The 15,854-nt window shown below is 68.9% G+C and carries 14 protein-coding genes and 1 pseudogene; 12 read left to right on the forward strand and 3 right to left on the reverse strand.

Translation table 11 applies throughout. From position 1 onward, the window contains the following. Positions 1 to 8 precede the first annotated feature (8 nt). Positions 9 to 1,628, forward strand: a complete 1,620-nt coding sequence (locus OG568_RS58130) for a carbamoyltransferase C-terminal domain-containing protein (RefSeq protein ID WP_266592494.1) — start codon at positions 9 to 11, stop codon at positions 1,626 to 1,628. 85 nt (positions 1,629 to 1,713) lie between these two features. On the opposite strand, the gene OG568_RS58135 is transcribed toward OG568_RS58130, so the two are convergent. Continuing rightward, on the reverse strand, positions 1,714 to 2,205 hold the full coding sequence (locus tag OG568_RS58135) for a hypothetical protein (protein ID WP_329538341.1): 492 nt from the start codon (positions 2,203 to 2,205) through the stop codon (positions 1,714 to 1,716). 191 nt (positions 2,206 to 2,396) lie between these two features. Here OG568_RS58135 and OG568_RS58140 point away from each other — a divergent pair, with 191 nt between their 5' ends. The 9 genes and pseudogenes from OG568_RS58140 (at position 2,397) to OG568_RS58180 (ending at position 13,432) form a co-directional block, all read left to right on the forward strand. Then, the gene (locus OG568_RS58140; protein ID WP_329538041.1) at positions 2,397 to 4,619 is read left to right on the forward strand and encodes a trypsin-like serine protease; all 2,223 of its coding nucleotides are present in this window, start codon (positions 2,397 to 2,399) and stop codon (positions 4,617 to 4,619) included. Between the two features lie 129 nt (positions 4,620 to 4,748). Then, complete coding sequence (locus OG568_RS58145) at positions 4,749 to 8,084, forward strand: hypothetical protein (RefSeq protein ID WP_329538042.1); 3,336 nt, start codon at positions 4,749 to 4,751, stop codon at positions 8,082 to 8,084. Between the two features lie 173 nt (positions 8,085 to 8,257). Continuing rightward, positions 8,258 to 8,647, forward strand: a complete 390-nt coding sequence (locus OG568_RS58150; protein WP_329538043.1) for a hypothetical protein — start codon at positions 8,258 to 8,260, stop codon at positions 8,645 to 8,647. Positions 8,648 to 8,654: 7 nt separating this feature from the next. Continuing rightward, positions 8,655 to 9,071, forward strand: coding sequence for a hypothetical protein (locus OG568_RS58155; RefSeq protein ID WP_443077960.1), 417 nt, complete (start codon positions 8,655 to 8,657; stop codon positions 9,069 to 9,071). A gap of 308 nt (positions 9,072 to 9,379) precedes the next feature. Next, on the forward strand, positions 9,380 to 10,486 hold the full coding sequence (locus tag OG568_RS58160) for a hypothetical protein (RefSeq protein ID WP_329538044.1): 1,107 nt from the start codon (positions 9,380 to 9,382) through the stop codon (positions 10,484 to 10,486). 43 nt (positions 10,487 to 10,529) lie between these two features. Further along, the gene (locus tag OG568_RS58165) at positions 10,530 to 11,303 is read left to right on the forward strand and encodes a hypothetical protein (protein WP_329538045.1); all 774 of its coding nucleotides are present in this window, start codon (positions 10,530 to 10,532) and stop codon (positions 11,301 to 11,303) included. Positions 11,304 to 11,376: 73 nt separating this feature from the next. Continuing rightward, positions 11,377 to 11,604: pseudogene (locus OG568_RS58170) on the forward strand (DDE-type integrase/transposase/recombinase); the annotation flags it as partial. A gap of 460 nt (positions 11,605 to 12,064) precedes the next feature. Next, positions 12,065 to 12,199: a hypothetical protein gene (locus OG568_RS58175; RefSeq protein WP_329538046.1), complete on the forward strand. Its 135-nt coding sequence runs from the start codon at positions 12,065 to 12,067 to the stop codon at positions 12,197 to 12,199. A 225-nt stretch (positions 12,200 to 12,424) separates the two neighbouring features. After that, a complete protein-coding gene (locus OG568_RS58180) occupies positions 12,425 to 13,432 on the forward strand; it encodes a terpene synthase family protein (protein ID WP_329538047.1) in 1,008 nt (335 codons plus the stop codon). A gap of 302 nt (positions 13,433 to 13,734) precedes the next feature. Here the strand turns inward: OG568_RS58180 and OG568_RS58185 are convergent, their stop codons facing one another. Next, positions 13,735 to 14,133: a hypothetical protein gene (locus OG568_RS58185; protein ID WP_329538048.1), complete on the reverse strand. Its 399-nt coding sequence runs from the start codon at positions 14,131 to 14,133 to the stop codon at positions 13,735 to 13,737. Here OG568_RS58185 and OG568_RS58190 point away from each other — a divergent pair, their 5' ends adjacent. Both OG568_RS58190 and OG568_RS58195 read left to right on the forward strand, forming a co-directional pair. Continuing rightward, on the forward strand, positions 14,134 to 14,535 hold the full coding sequence (locus OG568_RS58190; RefSeq protein WP_329538049.1) for a hypothetical protein: 402 nt from the start codon (positions 14,134 to 14,136) through the stop codon (positions 14,533 to 14,535). 421 nt (positions 14,536 to 14,956) lie between these two features. Next, entirely contained in the window at positions 14,957 to 15,526 is a 570-nt protein-coding gene (locus OG568_RS58195; protein WP_329538051.1) for a TIGR03086 family metal-binding protein, read from the forward strand. A gap of 50 nt (positions 15,527 to 15,576) precedes the next feature. Here the strand turns inward: OG568_RS58195 and OG568_RS58200 are convergent, their stop codons facing one another. After that, positions 15,577 to 15,834 carry a hypothetical protein gene (locus OG568_RS58200; protein ID WP_329538052.1) on the reverse strand — a complete coding sequence of 86 codons (258 nt, stop codon included), beginning with the start codon at positions 15,832 to 15,834 and terminating at the stop codon, positions 15,577 to 15,579. Between the last annotated feature and the right edge of the window lie 20 nt (positions 15,835 to 15,854).

Below are 15,854 nucleotides of genomic sequence, written 5' to 3' on the forward strand. Positions count from 1 at the left end.
CACCACGCATGTGGGTTCTCGGTATCAACTGGAAGTTGCACGACAGCTCGGCCGCACTGATCGACGGAGACGGCCGGATCGTGGCGCTGGCCGAGGAAGAGCGGTTCATCCGGCTCAAGCACGCGCCGGGACGATTCCCCGTCAACGCCGCCCGGTACTGCCTGGCGACCGCCGGCCTCACCTGGCGTGACCTCGACACAGTGGCCATGGGCTGGGACATGCGGCGCTTCCGCACCTGGGAGGACGCCGAGCGAGCCGACATGTACGCCGAACTGTTCGGCCCCGAAGCCGCGGGGGAGGACGGTCCGGAATTCGTCTTCGTCGAGCACCACCTGGCTCACGCCCTGTCGTCCTTCTACGCCTCGGGCTTCGAGCGGGCCGGCGTCCTGGTCGTCGACGGAAGCGGCGAGCTCGAGTCCGCCTCCATCTACGCGGGCGACCGGAGTTCGGGTCTCACCCTCAAACGGCAGTGGGCGCGCGGCTACTCGATCGGCCTGATGTACGAGGCCGCTTCCGACTTGCTGGGCTTCGGACGATTCGGCGCGGGCAAGACCATGGGCCTGGCCCCGTACGGCGTCGGCGGCGACAGCACGCTCATCCCCATGGGCGACCTGATCGGCGACGGCACCTGGCAGAGCAAGCCGCCCCTGGACGTTCCCTCCGATGTGGACTCCGATGTCCTGGTCAAGGAGTGGAAGAATTACTTCTCCGACCGTTTTGGCTCGGTGACCGCCACGACGGAGCACCTGGACCAGGACCCGGTGGCCGTGCGCATCGCCGCCAGCGCGCAGCGCACCGTGGAGGAGGCCTACCGGGCCTTCCACGCCGAGACGGTCTATCAAGCCGGCACCCAGGAGATCTGCCTGGCCGGCGGCGTAGCACTCAACTGCGTGGCCAACGGCAAGCTCCCCGAACCGGTATACGTGCCTCCCTTCCCCCACGACGCGGGCGTCTCGGTCGGCGCCGCATGGTCGATCTGCCCGCCCAAGCACAAGGGGGTGCTGGAGTCGCCGTATCTCGGCACCGATCTGTCCGTCGCCGGCCAGCAGTTGGACGATCTTCGCCGTGCGGGCTTCGTCGTCACCGAGTTCTCCCCGGATGCCGTCATCGAGTTGCTCCTCGACGGCGCCATCGGTTCGGTGGCCCAGGGCCGGGCGGAGATCGGGCCGCGGGCTCTGGGACACCGGTCGATCGTGGCCATCCCCCATCCGGCCGACGTCCGCAACCGCATCAACACGCTCAAGAACCGTGAGCAGTGGCGCCCGCTGGCCCCCGTTACGCTGGCGGACTACGCCCCGGCGCTGTGGCCAAGCCAGGGACTGCGCGAGCGCTACATGGTGGGCAGCGCGGTCGTCTCCAGCCACGCCCGCGAGGTCATGCCGGCGGCGACACACCCGGTCGACGGAACCACACGCCCGCAGGTGATCGTGCCGGGGCAGGCCCCGGTCGTCGAAAGCCTGCTGCACGGGCTGCGAACGGCCGGAATGCCACCGGTGCTGGTCAACACCTCGTTCAACGGCCGCAACGAGCCCGTCGTCGACTCTTCCGCGGACGCGGTACGCACCTTCCTCGGCATCGGGCTGGACTTCATGGTCCTCGGCGACCACCTCGTCCGGCCCGGTGCGTAGGGACGTGTGTTCATACGTGCCAAGGCCGGTGCGCCGCAGCGGACGACACACGCGGGCGAATTTCAGTGGTCGTCGCAACACATGATCACTGCTGTGTGGTGGCGAGCAGCTTAGGCAGGCGCTCGGCCGGGGTTTCCCAGCCGAGCGTCTTGCGTGGGCGGCTGTTCAGGTCGATTCGAAGCGCGGCAAGCTCACCGCTGTCAAGCTCCAGCCATCCTTGCGGAGCCCTTCGTTCAGAGTTTGCCTGTCGGGAGGCTGTACCGGCGGGGGTCCGGTCCTCGCGGTCACTGCGGCCTGACGGACCCGGTCGACAGAGAGCGCCGCTGCGCTCGCCGACCTGGATGACTTCATCGCCGAGGAGATCCTCCAGGACTGAACCGTGCCCACCTGATGGAGACGTGCAAAGGCAGCGTGAGTTGATCGACGCGATGGCACGATAGAGCTCATGAGGGGGCAGTGGTTTGCGCGCCGTTTCGGGCGTGCCCCTCATACGGTCGTCAACCGCATGGACGGCGGTTACGTCGAGAACCTGATCCAGACCGGCGCGATCCACGGCGGCGTGCACTTCCATGTCCATCGCCCGGAGGGCCCCCAGGTCCAGCGGCCGCTGCGGCTCGTGGCGGTGGTGTTCCTGGCCCTCGCCGCTGCCGCTGATCGTGTCGGACCCCGGCCGACGCCGCCCCGGCCCCGCTTGGATGGTCGCGGTCTGTCTGCTGGTCGTGGCCGCGTGTCTCGGCGTCGCCCACGCGCGGGCACGCCGGGGCCGGCGTGGCGTGTTCTCCGAGCGTCAACCAGAGATCGCCGCAACGCAGCTGGCCGGGAGGCCGCGCACGATGTACGACCGGGAGGAACGGCTTTCCCGGGTGCACGATCCCATCCCGCTACGGGTCCGGTGGAGCGAGGGCGATCCCGAACTCGTCGACCACTGGGAGAACATCAGCTGGGACCGCACGTCTGGACATCGGCGACGGCACCCGCGCCTGCTCCGGCGTCCTCGTCGACACCGAATGGCTGCTCACCGCGGCCAGTTGCTTCGTCGACGACCCCGCCGCCGGCCTCGACGTACCCGCCGGCGCACCGAAGCTCGCGACGACCGCGACCATCGGACGCACCGACCTGACCACCACCGACGGCGTGGTCCGCAACGTGGTCCAGTTGGTCCCGCGCACCGATCGCGACCTCGTCCTGGCCCGCCTCTCCCGCCCGGTCACCACCGCCACCCCGGCCGTCATGGCCACCACCTCGCCCGTCACGGGCGAGGAACTGCGCGTCGCCGGATACGGTCGCACCAAGGACGAATGGGCGCCGCTCGCGCTGCACACCGGCGCGTTCTCCGTGGACGCCTCCGACTCCACCACCGCCACCGTCGCCGGCAAGGACGGCGTGTCCATCTGCGCCGGCGACACCGGCGGCCCCGAGGTCCGTGTGACAGGCGGCCAGGCCCGGCTCGTCGGCATCAACAGCCGCTCCTGGCGGGGGGGTTGCTTCGGCATCGACACCGCCGAGACCCGTACCGGCGGCATCGCCACCCGGGTCGCCGCTCAGATCGCCGCGACGCGCGTGGACGACTTCAACGGCGACGGCATCGAGGACACCGCCGTCGGCGATCCCAAGGCGTCGGTGAACGGCCAGTCCGAGGCCGGCCTGGTGAAGGTCGTCTACGGCGGCGGCAAGGGCAGCGAGACGCTGCATCAGGACCTCGACTACGTACCGGACGCGGCCGAGGCGGGCGACGGGTTCGGCCAGGCGCTCGCCTCGGTCGACTACGACGAGGACGGCTACACCGACCTGGTCGTCGGCACCCCCTCCGAGGACATCGGCACCGTGGCGAACGCCGGCATGGTGACCGTCCTCTACGGCTCCCCCGACGGCCTGGGCAAGGGCAAGGCCGCGCTCAACCTGGTGCAGGGCACCGGCACGGGGGACATCCTGGCCGCGGTCTCGGAGGCCGACGACCAGATGGGCGCCGCGGTGGCCGCCGGCAAGACCGCCGCCGGTGAGCCGTATCTGCTGATCGGCGTGCCCGGCCAGAACCTCAAGGGCTACGTGGACGCGGGCCAGGTCTTCTACCTGCGCGGTACCACCAACGTGAAGATCCACCAGGACTCGTCGGGCGTGGTGGGCGTCATCGAGGCCGGCGACCGATTCGGTGCCTCCGTCGCGGGCGACGCCAACAACATCACGATCGGCTCCCCGGGCGAGACCGTCGGCACCGCCGCGAACGCCGGCATGGTGACGATCCTGAAGCACACGCTGAACGCGGCAGGCGTCCCCACCGCCGTGGCGAGCATCGACCAGGACAGCGACGGCATCAGCAACGCGGCCGAACCCGAGGACCTGTTCGGTGCGTCGGTGTCGACGGTCGCGTACCGTCCGTCCGGCGCCACCGCCGCCACCGACTCGATCATCGCCGTCGGCTCGCCCGGCGAGACCCTGTGGGTCGGCACGACCTCCTACGCAGGCGCGGGGCAGGTGCTCACCCTCCGGGTGACCGCGGCCGGCACGGTGACCCAACTGGCCACCGTCCACCAGGGCGTCGACGGAGTGAACGGGGCTTCCGCGGCCGGTGACGGCTTCGGCACGTCGGTCGCCGTCGCGAACACCGCACCGAATGCCACGGGCACGGCCTCGACCATGTTGCTGGCGGTCGGCGTCCCCGGCAAGGACATCGACACGGCCACCGACGCGGGCATCGTGCAGACGTTCTCGCTGCTGGGCGCGCCGGGTGACTCCGACCACTGGATCCAGGCGGGCAACGAGCGCGGCCTTCCCGGCACTCCGGGCGCGTCGCAGCTCGTGGGGACCTACCTGTACGCCACGCCCACCCATCTGTGGATCGGCATGCCGAACGGCCCCTCCGAGCGCGGCGCCGTGCACGGCCTGCCGTGGTCGAACGCCATGGGCGGCACGGGCGCCACGGTGACGACGTATCAGCCCGGTCTGAACGGCCTCCCCCTGACGGGCAAGGCCTTCGGCATGGCGATCAGCTGACCCGCGGGTCCGGCGCCGCCGATGCGTTGAACTCGCGCGTCGGACAAGGCGCGGCTGACCCACACTCCGCCCGGCGGTGTGCCGCCATCCGTGCGTCACACCGCCGGGCCCCGATCCCGGAGGACAGCTTTGAACACGACCTACTGGAGCAGACGGCGCGTACTCGGCGCCCTCGCGGCCACGACAGCCGTCGCCGCCACCTCCAGCCTCGTTCTCAGTTCAGCCCCTGCCGAAGCCGCCACCACCGCTCCGCCGGACGACCTCGACGAAGGTGACCCGTTCAACCTGCCCGACACCGACCGGGCGAAGGCCGTCAAGGCGTGGCTGCTGGGCGGCAAGGCCGTCCGCGCCGCGGCGGAAACGGTACTGATCGGCTCCGACACCGACGTCCAGACCTTCCTGACGGTCGACCTCCCCAAAGCCACGGCGGAGGACAACCGTGTCGCCATCCTCACCTCCCTCGCCGGCGGCGGGAAGGGCACCCGGCGCGAGGCCGCCGCGGCGCTGGAGGGCGGTGACGCCTCCATCGCCGAGTACCTCGCGAGCGGCTTCAAGACCGCCCTCGTGGAAGACCTGAGCGTCGCCACCGCGACCGTGATGGCCGTGGGTGACAAGGGCGTACGCCGCTACGGCAACGCCGCCCTGAGCGCGGGCACGCAGGCTGCCCTGGAGCAGTTCCTCACCGAGGACCAATACACCGGCCGCCTGGAGGACATGCGCGTCGAGGTGGCCAAGCTCCTGGTGCTGGCCGGTCCGGAGGTGCAGAAATACGCTTCCCGGGCGCTGGACGGGACCGAGGCCGACGTCGAGTGGTTCCTCGACACCGGCCAGCACATCGCCCGCGCCCGCGACCAGGAGTCCGCGACGATCGAGGAACTCGTCGCGGTCGTCGAACGCGAGGGCAAGAAGGCCGACGCACAGACAAAGGAGGCCGAGGAGGCCTCCGCCCGTGCTGTGGAAGCCGCCGAGAAGGCCAAGCAGGCGGCGGAGACCGCCGCGGCGGAGGCCCAGGCGGCCCAGGACGACGTGATCAAGTCCGGCAAGGCGGCCCGCAAGGCGGCCGAGGCCGCGACGGGCGCGGCCGACTCGGCCCGGGTCGCCATCAGGGCCTCCCACGCCGCCGTCCAGGCGTCCCGTCGCGCCGCCTATGCCGCCACCGCCGCGAGCCAGGCCGCGGCCAACGCCGGATCCGCCGCCGCCACGGCGTACAACGCGGCCATCGCCGCGTCCAAGGACGCCACCAAGGCAGCAGCCTGCAAGGATGCCGCCGTCGCCGCCAGTAATGCCGCGGCCAAGGCCCGTAGCGCGGCGAAGGCCGCCGACGCGGCCGCCACTTCCTCGGCGGCGGCCGCGAACGCCGGGGCCGCCGCCGCCGGGGCGGCCCGTAACGCCGCCGCCGCCGCGAACGCCTCCGCCGCGGCCGCGGCCTCCGCCGGCAAGGCGCAGGCGGAGGCCGCGGAGGCCAAACGGCAGGCGCAGATCGCGAGCACCAACGCCACGATCGCCACCAACGCGGCCGGCACGGCACAGACGTTGGCGAATGCGTCAGCGGCCGCCGCCCGCACCGCGCGCGACGCCGCGAACAGCGCGGCCGACCACGCGGACAACGCCGCGACTGCTGCCGAGTGGGCGTTCGAGAACGCGGGCAAGGCCATCGACTACGCCAACAAGTCCACCGCGTTCGCCAACTCGGCCACCGAGGCGGCGAACACCGCCACCGACGCCGTCACCCAGGCGATAGCGGTGGAGAAGGCGGCGCGGGAGGCCGAGTGGCAGCGCCTCGACGAGGACATGAAGCAGGCGATGGAGGAGACCGGCCTGCTAGCGCAGATCGAGGCGCAAGAACGGGCGGAACGCGCCGAGAAGCGCACCCAGGACGAGCAGGCCGAGCAGGCGACGAAGGACCTCGTCGCCCAGGCCGAAGCGGTGCTGACGGCGGGTGACACGGGCCTGGCCGCCACCCTCGGACGCAAGGCGGCCATCGCCCTGATGAACTCCCAGGGCTCCTGGTCGTGCGAGGCTGCCCGGTTCGCCTTGTGCGGCACGGACGCCGACGTGCATGGCTGGATCGACACCGACCGGCAGCTTGCACAGGGACAGGACGACCGGGAGACCGTCCTCTACCTGGCCCAGATCGCCACCCCGGACGTCGCGGACGCCGCGACCGCGGCGCTGGCGAGCGACGCCGCGGACGCCGCCACCCGGTTCCTCGCCGACAGCGTCATCGAAGCCGCCGCGACGGACAACCGCGTCGCGGTCGCCAGGGTCCTGGCCAACAACCCCGGCAGCGCGGTGAAGAAGGCGGCGAACGCGGCGCTGGACGCCGGCACCGCCGAGGCGCTCTACGAGTTCCTCGGTGTCACGTACGAGGCGGCGCAGCAGGAGGACGACGCGGTCGCCACCGCCACCCTCATCGCGAACGCGGGCCCGTACACGCAGGCCCACGCCCAGGCCGCGATGGAGGGGCCGGCGTGGATGCGCCGCAACTTCATCGCCTCGGCGCAATACCGGACCGCACAGCTCGACTACGACTCCGCCGCCCACATCGCCGGCATCCAGGGCGCGATCGCCGCGGCCGCGAAGATCGCGCACCGTGCCCAGGAGAGCGCCGCCCGTGCGCAGCAGGCGGCGGCGACCGCACGCAACGCCGCTGCCGAGGCACAGCAGTGGTCGGACAAGGCGAACGCGTCGGCCACGCAGGCCGCTACCGCGGCCACCCAGGCGGACGCGAACGCGGACGCGGCCGACCAATCGGCCAAGGACGCGCAGGCCTCGGCCGACAAGGTCAAGGCGGCGGCCAGCACCGCGCGTTCGGCCGCCGCGCTCGGCGAACTACTCCGCCAACCGCGCCGTGGACGCCGCCCGCCGCGCGGTGGCCTCCGCCAACTCGGCCCAGGCGTCGGCCGGTTCGGCCCGCGCCTCCGCCATCCAGGCGGGCCAGGACGCGCAGACGGCAGCGGCCGCGGCGAGCCAGGCGCACCAGATCGCCTCGGCCAAGCGCCAGGCGGAGATCGCGGCGGCCGCCAAGCGGGCGGCCGAGGAGGCCCGCGAGTCGAAGGAAGCCGGTACGAACCCGGCCGACACCACCGACAACGACACCGTCAAGGGCGGTCTTCCCTGGTGGAAGGAGGACGCCAGATGGCTGGCGAACGCCACCAACTGGCTCAGTATCGGCTTCGGCTTCGCCTCCGCCTTCACCGGCCTCGTCGGCCTGGCGGCCGGTTTCTTCTTCCCACCCGCCGTGCCGTTCATCGAGGCCCTCGCGTCCGGCTTCGCGTACACCTCCCTGGCGTTCTCCGGACTGAACGTGCTGTTCACCGGAATCGGCTACGGAGTGTCGAGCAGCGAGTTCAAGTCGTCTCTCGGCAGCGCCGCTCTGGGCCTGCTCACCTTCGGCCAGTCCAAGTGGATCGGTGCTGCGGGCGGCTCCACCGTCGTGACGAAGGTCAGCCAGTTCGGCCATGACATCATCTCGCCGGTCACCGGCGTACTGGGGTCCCTGTTCTGATCCGATCCGAGATCCGTTCCGTTCTGATCTGATCTGATCTGATCTGATTCGAATCGATAGGATGCGGGTCTCGCACCGGGGGTCGGCGGCTACCTGCCGGCGGCCCCCGGGTGCCGCGGAAAGGACCGCCGTGCTCGCGCAGCTTCCCCTCGTCTACCTGTTGCTCATCGCGGCGTTCGCCACGTTCGTCCTCTGCTTCGTCGTGGACAGGTGGATGAAGGTCCGCAAACTGACGCTGTTCGTTCTCGTGGTCTCCCTCGGCTGCTGTCTCGGCATGATCGCGGTAGGCGCCGTCCAGCCCGCGCACTGGAATTCCCGGCAGATGTTGGTCATGTATTCCTTCGTGTGGATCGGCCTCGCGGCAGGCCTGATTCCACCCAGGAAACTGTTCCTCGAATACGGCGACGAATGGCGTCGAGGAGTCAAGCGGGACACCTACGCCTACCCCGTGCGATATCAGGTGGTCATGTATGTCGCGGTCGGCGTCATGTGCCTCTTGGCATTCGTTCTCGCGACCTGACACGGCCTTGGCCTGGATCGCCGGGCACGCCCGTACCATCCTGGCTGGAGGCTCCGAGCAGGCTGCGGCCTCGATCAGCGTCGCGGCCGACGCCGTCGGGCTCAGGCCCGGCTCGCGCAAGGGCATCGACGACGCCGTCGGCTACCTGAAGAACAAGGCCACTTACCTGCGCTATGACACCGCGCTCGCCGGAGGCTCCCCGATCGCCACCGGGATCATCGAGGGGGCGTGCCGCCACTTGGCCACTGACCGCCTCGACAGCACCGGAGCTCGCTGGGGCCTTTCCGGCGCCGAAGCCGTCCTGAAACTCCGTGCTCTGCGCAGCAACGGCGACTTCGACAGCTACTGGGCCTGGCACGTGACACAGGAGTTCACGCGCAACCATCAGGCCCGATACCGGGGCACGCTTCTACCAGCGGCGTGATCGCCAGAACCCTCATGGGATCTGCACCCAACGAAGAAGGGGCGGCACGCGAGGGTGCGATCAGCGACTGATCGCGGTAATCCGACCCCGTATTCACAATGCTCTTGCGTGATAGCCGCTCCCAGTACACCCTGTGGCGGCAACCTCTGGTGCTCGTGCACACGCGTCGGCTTCGAGGGGGATGAGTGGACGACCCAGCTCCGCCAACCGATCCGGCTCCGGTCTCGACAACGGCTGAACCGTTGCTGGCCGTCGTACGGCCTCCTCGCTCCTTATGGCCGCGAGTCCTACGTCCGCTGGCGCTGGCCGTGGCCATGGCCCTGACGGTGACGGGGACCGTATGGCTGACGATGACCGGGCACCTGCTGCTGCCCTTCGAACAGGTCACCACCCTCAGGGGCCGTCTGGCGTCCATCAGCGACTTCTTTGAGGACCCGCAGGTCACTAGGATCCTGCGGAGGCACGGGCTGCGAGTGGAAGCCTCCACTGCAGGATCTCGCGAGGTGGCGACCGGCAGCCTGAATGGCCTCGACTTCGTCTTCCCCTCCGGTAAGTCTGCTGCCGACCAGATCATCGACGCACGGGAGGAGGCCAAAGAGTACAGCAGAAATTTCCACCCCTTCGTCAGCCCATTGGTCCTGGCCAGTTTCCGTGAGTACGCGGAAACCCTGCATGACCGGGACGTGGCCTACCCCCAGGGCGCCTCAGGCGGCGAACAGGCGCTCTACTACACCCTCGACATGGACAAGTTCCTGAGTCTGACTCAGCAGCACCTCAGCTGGCACGACCTTCAGATCGGCAAATACGGATTCGACAACCACAGCCTCGTGGCCGCCCAAACCTCCGACATCTGCCAGTCCAACTCGGCGGACAGCTACCTGGGTCTGGTCGCCTTCACCGAGAACCACAACGCTCCGCCCATTGAAAGCAAGTCGGCTCGCGTGCTGGCCCGCAGCATTTCGTCGCTCCTGCTCAGCCTGGGCAGCGCCAGCGACAGCCTGTACACGTACTACGTCGACCGCAACGGCATTAACCGAGACCCGATCGCAGTCCTCTACGAGCACCAGTACCTCGCCTACCAGGCCGAGTACCGTGCGGCTCACGGGACGGTGGACACCGAGCGGGTGCTGCTCTATCCGAGGTTCCCGATGATGTCGGAGCCGCACTTCATCGCCCTGAACCACAAGGCCGACCGGCTCGGCGAGCTGCTGGAGACCGACCCCGAGCTGCGCCGCCGTGAGACACAACTTGGCTACCAGCTCGTCCCTTCCGGCAGTGACGACGCGCTGGCCGAGTATCTGAACGGCCAAGGCATCCCAGCTCCGCAGCCCTCCAGTCGCGAGCAGACGGTGGCGAGAATGCCCGACTGGCAGGTGCTGGAACAGATGATCGCAACCATCAAAAAGTGCCCGTAGACGATGTCGGACCAGGACCAACAGGAACCGAGAGGGTGACCGCATGCCCGTCTTCAACGACCGTCTGTGGTGGGACCTCAACTGGCGTTGGATGGTCGTTTGGCTGGCGACTGCCGCAACCTTGGTGGTGCTGCTGGCCATGCTTAACGGCGCCCGGCGGCGCAGGCGCCCATCGGAGCGGCTGGTGGGCGACAGCACATGCATCTACCTCGACGACCGGAAAATTATGGACGTGTACCAGATGAATCGGTACACCACGGCGCTCCGCAAGGAGGTCGAGCAGCGAACCAGGACCAGTTTGACCTCCAGACTCCAAATGATCGTGCCGTCATTCATCCACCCGAGCGCCGACTATGAGCGCAGCCGTGAGGTCGTCACCAACTACATCGAGGTAGCCGAAGCGATATCCGTGATCGGCGTCATCGTCGACGGCCTGGAACGCAGCAATGCCATCATCCACGCCAACCTGCGGCGCGGCACCGTACGCCGCAACGCGGCGCTGGCAAAGGCTCGTTCCGAGGGTCCCCGGAACGAGCCGGCCTGCCTCAGCGTGACAGCCGGCGGGTTCGTCCTCCTCGTAGGCGACTTCGAAAGGGACGACGCTGCCTCGTCCGAGACCCGGACTGTTTTCACGGCTCCCTACGGCCCGACCACAACCGCACGTGTTCGGATGTCGTGCCGCACTGCGGGCCTGCGCTCGGAGGAGGAAGTGGAGCCGGACTCCGGCCCCTTCTTCGCCCTCTGTCTCGGGAAGGTCCGCAGTTGGAGGTCCACGGACGCAGTCCTGGAAGTCCGCCCTCTGGCGATCTTCAGCTGACCGGGGGCACCGGTACCCGGTCGAGGTCATCTCCCACGGTGTGTGGCTGTATCACCGCTTTCCGCTCAGCTTCCAGGACGGCCACGTGCTCGACGTCCTTGTGCAGAACCGGCGCGACAAGGCCGCAGCCAGGCGCTTCTTCCGTCGCCTGATGAAGAAGACAGGTGCGATGCCGCGGGTGGTCGGCACCGACAGGCTTCGCTCCTGCGGCGCCGCCCACCGTGAGGTCGTGCCCTGCGTCGAGCACCGGCAGTCGAAGTACCTGAACAATCGGGCGGAGAACAGCCACCAGCCGAACAGATCACCGGCGCCGTCGGCCTGGCCACCACGATCTGAGCACAGGCCCCGAACCGGGCCCAACCACGCCCCGACGCACCGCCAGACACGCACGGGTCCAACAACGTGACAGCGCCGTCATGAGGATACGGGCGCGGGTAGGTGCAGGCTTGGTTGAGGCGCGGGGGGTGCGGCATGACTGTTCACGCGCCTGTGCTGGGCTTTTCGTGACGGCGTCATGGAGTGCCGCCATGCGGTATCTGAGGGCGCAACCCGGCCTCCGGAACGCGAGCGAATACTGGAGTGGAGCCCAGGACGGTCTTCCTCATCCACTACAAGCACGTCCTCCTCCTCGCCACCCCAGCGGCCAATCAGAGCGGCGTCTGGGGTGACTCCTGGATCAGCTTCGGCTCGGACCGGGCGGACGTGAAGCTGCGGGTGGCCGTCCATGACGCACCACGTGGGTCTGGGTCAAGCACATCGACGTGGTCGCGGCGAATGGCCGCGTCGCTCAGCAACTGCCGCCCGGCGCACAGAAGATCAGCGTCGGCCGGGAGAAGAAGTCCGCCGGCGACTTCGTGGACAACGCACCCGTCGGCTGGCTCCTCGAAGTCAAGTAGGCAGCGCAGCAAGCTCGACAGGGCGCCTGGCCAGGCACCTGGCCGGGCGCCCACACGTCGCATGCAGGCTGTGAGAACCGGACCCGGGCAACCATGACGGCTATCAGCCACCAACTGGCCGACGGTCGGATCGGGGATGTCCCGTGTACCGCGAGATCGTGGGAGTTCCACGCCCGCGACATACGGATCCAACCGGGCTGTGACCTGTTGTCTCAGGGAGGACATGTGCCGCAGGACATTGACTTCGATCTGCCGTTCTCCCTGTCTCTCAGCCCCGATCGTGAGGGTGCGCAGCGGCGCAATCTGGCGTGGGTTCAGCGCCTGGGTCTGGTGGGCGAGGGCGCGTCTCTGGAGTGGTATGCGTCGTGGGACATGCCAGGGCTGGCCGCCTACGGCTTTCCCTACGCCCAGGGACCGGCCCTGGATTTGTGCGCGGACGCGATGGCGTTCTTCTTCGTGTTCGACGACCAGTTCGACGGCCCGCTCGGCCGGGATCCCGCCCGGGCCGCGGGCGTGTGCCGGAAGCTGATCGACATCGTCCACGGCGCTGCCCCCGAGCCCGGCTCAGACGCGTGCTCGGCGGCGTTCGCCGATGTGTGGGCCCGTAGCACCGAGGGCGCACATCCTGGCTGGGTGGCGCGTACCGCGCACGAGTGGGAGTACTACTTCGCCACCCAGGCCCATGAGGCGATCAACCGGCTCCGCGGCACCCCCGGCGACATGCAGACCTACCTACAGGTCCGACGCGGCATCGCCGGCGCCGAACTGCCCCTCTCCCTCGGTGAGAAAGCGGCCGGCATCACCGTCCCCGCCGCGGCCTTCCACAGCCCGCAACTGCGGATCATGCGCCAGGCAGCCATCGACGTCACCCTGATGTGCAACGACGTGTACTCCCTCGAAAAGGAGGAAGCACGCGGCGACATGGACAACCTCGTCCTCGTCATCGAGGGCACCCGGCACTGCGCTCGCGACGAAGCCATCGCCGCCGCCCGCCTCGAAGTCGAAGAACGCTGCGCCCGCTTCCAGGAACTCGCCCCGCAGGTGCCGGCCATGTGCGCACAGCTCGGGCTCCCCGACCGGGACCTGGCCGCCGTCGACACCTACGTCGAGGTGATGACAGCCTGGATGAGCGGCTACCACGCCTGGCAGACCCAAACCCGGCGCTACTCCACCGCACCTCAGGTCCTGCCCAGCACCGGACCCGGATACTTCGACGAGATCCTCCCTGGTTAGCACCGCTGGCGCTCGCACCACGACTTTGACTCGGTCCATGGCATGCCTCTGAGTCCCCGACCACTGGCATCAGCCAGCCTGTACGGCTCCCGGACGTCACCCGTCTCCATAGTCGACCGGACTTCAGCACCACGAGCTCTGGAGGTCGCGGACCGCCCCAAGTTCATTCACGGCGCTTACCACGGTGCCTCAGCTCGCGGGTCCCCTGGGCGTCGGAAACTTCTCCGTTGGGCGGCGGTGTGTGTTCCTACTTGCTCGGCAGCAGTTTGTGCCCTGCGGTGCGGATGGACGTGGTGCCGTCCTCACCGATGCGGCGGAGTTTGCCGACGCCGTCGTACTTGCGGGCGTTGATGAGGTAGCCCAGCCCGAACAAGGGGAGTAAGGATGCCGGCTATGCCGGTGTATCCGTACCAGGAGGCAATGTCCGGGTCCATGTCGAGGTCCGGGCCGTCCGGCTGCATGGCGACGTCGAAGGTCAGCCAGAGCAGTAAGGCGGCGAGGGCCAGGCCGATGAGGCCGAGGACGAAGTAGCGGACTCGCTTGGCGGTGGTGCGGGTGCGGCTGTGGATGGTGACCAGGAACTGCTCGCCGCATGCCTCGCAGACGATTCTGCCCGTGCCGCTGCCTTCCTCGGGCCGCATGGGAAGCGGCTGGACCCGGTGATTGGTGACCATCACCGTGACCCCCTGCACACTCAGCACGTGGGCGAACATCGTTCTCGGCTGATCCATGACGATGCTGCTTCCGAACGCCATCTGGCGCCCCCCTATCGTGCTGGGAGGCGACGCTTCCCCGCCCAACTCGCAGCCGAGTACGGCTACGTCAACCGCCTTCTGCCCGAAGGCGAACTGGACGACTTCGTCGACACCTTCGCCCACCGCATCGCAGGCTTCGACAAGGCCGCGCTCTCCGGCACGAAGAAGTTCGTCGACGCGGCCACGGCGATTCCGGCGGAAGACTACGCAGCCGCCCTGGCCGCCTTCCGGCGCACGGCAGGACGTCCGGAGACCGCGGACCACCGGCGCAGCCTCTTCACACGCGGCCTGCAACAGCCCCAGGGCATCGAACTCGACCTCGGCAAACACATCGCCGAGAAGGCCTGAACCCCTCCGGCACTTCTGCCGCCGCATGCTTCGGGGGATATCTCTCGTAGATGCCTACGGAGCTCCTCGGCAGGCGGCGTGGTCCTGCCCGGTCTCGTCCGCCGGGGCCAGCACTTCGCCGACCCGCGAGCGGGCGATGGCCCACTCCTGTCATTCCCGCTCGGCCACGGCCAGTTCGGCCTGGATACGGCCGGCCTCCTACCGCAGCTCCTCCACGCGACTGCGAGCACCAGCTCACGCTGTAGGCGTGTTCGGAAGTGTGGTGGGTTCCTCGTCGCTGATTTTGGTGGGCGGAGGAGGTGCCCGCGCAAGGTGCCGCTCATCGACGCCGAACGATCACGCGGTATCTCGGTTCGACAGGGCTTCCGCACCGACGCGAAACCCGTGGGCAGCCGGGCAGATGGCGCCGTAGTCTCCCCGGATGACTACCGTTTCTGTTGAAGATCTCGCACGTGCATCCAAAACCGTCGGCGACCTGATCGCCGAGGTCCGCCCCGAGCAATGGAAGGCGCCGACGCCGTGCACGGAATGGAACGTGCGCGAGGTGGTCCGCCATCTGGTCGGCATGGACCTGGTGTTCACAGCCATGATCGAGGGTGGCCCGATGCCCGAGCGCGGAGCAGACCCCCTCGGTGACGACCCGGTCGGAGCCTACCTGGCCTCCAGCGCTTCGCTGCAGGCCGCCTTCGCCCGTCCCGGGGTACTCGAGCGGAGTTATCGCGGACCCTTGGGGAGTGCCACGGGCGCCGAGCGCTTGCAGATCCGCCTGTACGATCTGCTCGCTCACGGATGGGACCTCGCCCAGGCCACCGGAATCCCTGCCCTGCTGCCCGAAGACCTCGCCGAGCAGAGCCTGGCGTTCGTTCAGGTCCAATTCTCCGCTCAGTCCCGAACGGGACGATTCGCCGAGCCGCAAGCCGTCGAGGAGACCGCTCCGGCCATCGATCGGCTGGCCGCGTTTCTCGGCCGACCGGTCCCACCGCAGCTGTGACACCGATCGATGACAACTGACCGCCCCCGAGCGCCTGATTGGCAGGATACTCATTCGTTCCCGGCGCCCCGCTCGATCTGGTCGTCCAGCAACCTCTGGGCGATGGTCGCGTAGCGGCTCGCGGTGGTGTGGGACAGGTTGAAGACCAGGGCGAGGTACAGCGGGTCGGCGCCGACGGTCAGAGCTTCGTGCAGTAGCCGGTCGCCGCGGCTGCGTTCGAGGCAGACGCCCCGGTGCAGGAGGTGCCGCTTGAGGTATTCGGCACTGACGGGCCCGGTCCCCAGGGCGGTCTTGGCGTTGATGAGCACGTGTCGGTTGGGGGTCTTCG

The sequence above is a fragment of the Streptomyces sp. NBC_01450 genome (assembly GCF_036227505.1).
Taxonomy (GTDB): Bacteria; Actinomycetota; Actinomycetes; order Streptomycetales; family Streptomycetaceae; genus Streptomyces.

Coding starts and splice junctions, on each gene's coding strand:
- OG568_RS58130 (WP_266592494.1), top strand. CDS start 9: ATGTGGGTTCTCGGTATCAACTGGAAGTTGCACGACAGCTCGGCCGCA.
- OG568_RS58165 (WP_329538045.1), top strand. CDS start 10,530: ATGCCCGTCTTCAACGACCGTCTGTGGTGGGACCTCAACTGGCGTTGG.
- OG568_RS58135 (WP_329538341.1), bottom strand. CDS start 2,205: ATGGACATGGAAGTGCACGCCGCCGTGGATCGCGCCGGTCTGGATCAG.
- OG568_RS58195 (WP_329538051.1), top strand. CDS start 14,957: ATGACTACCGTTTCTGTTGAAGATCTCGCACGTGCATCCAAAACCGTC.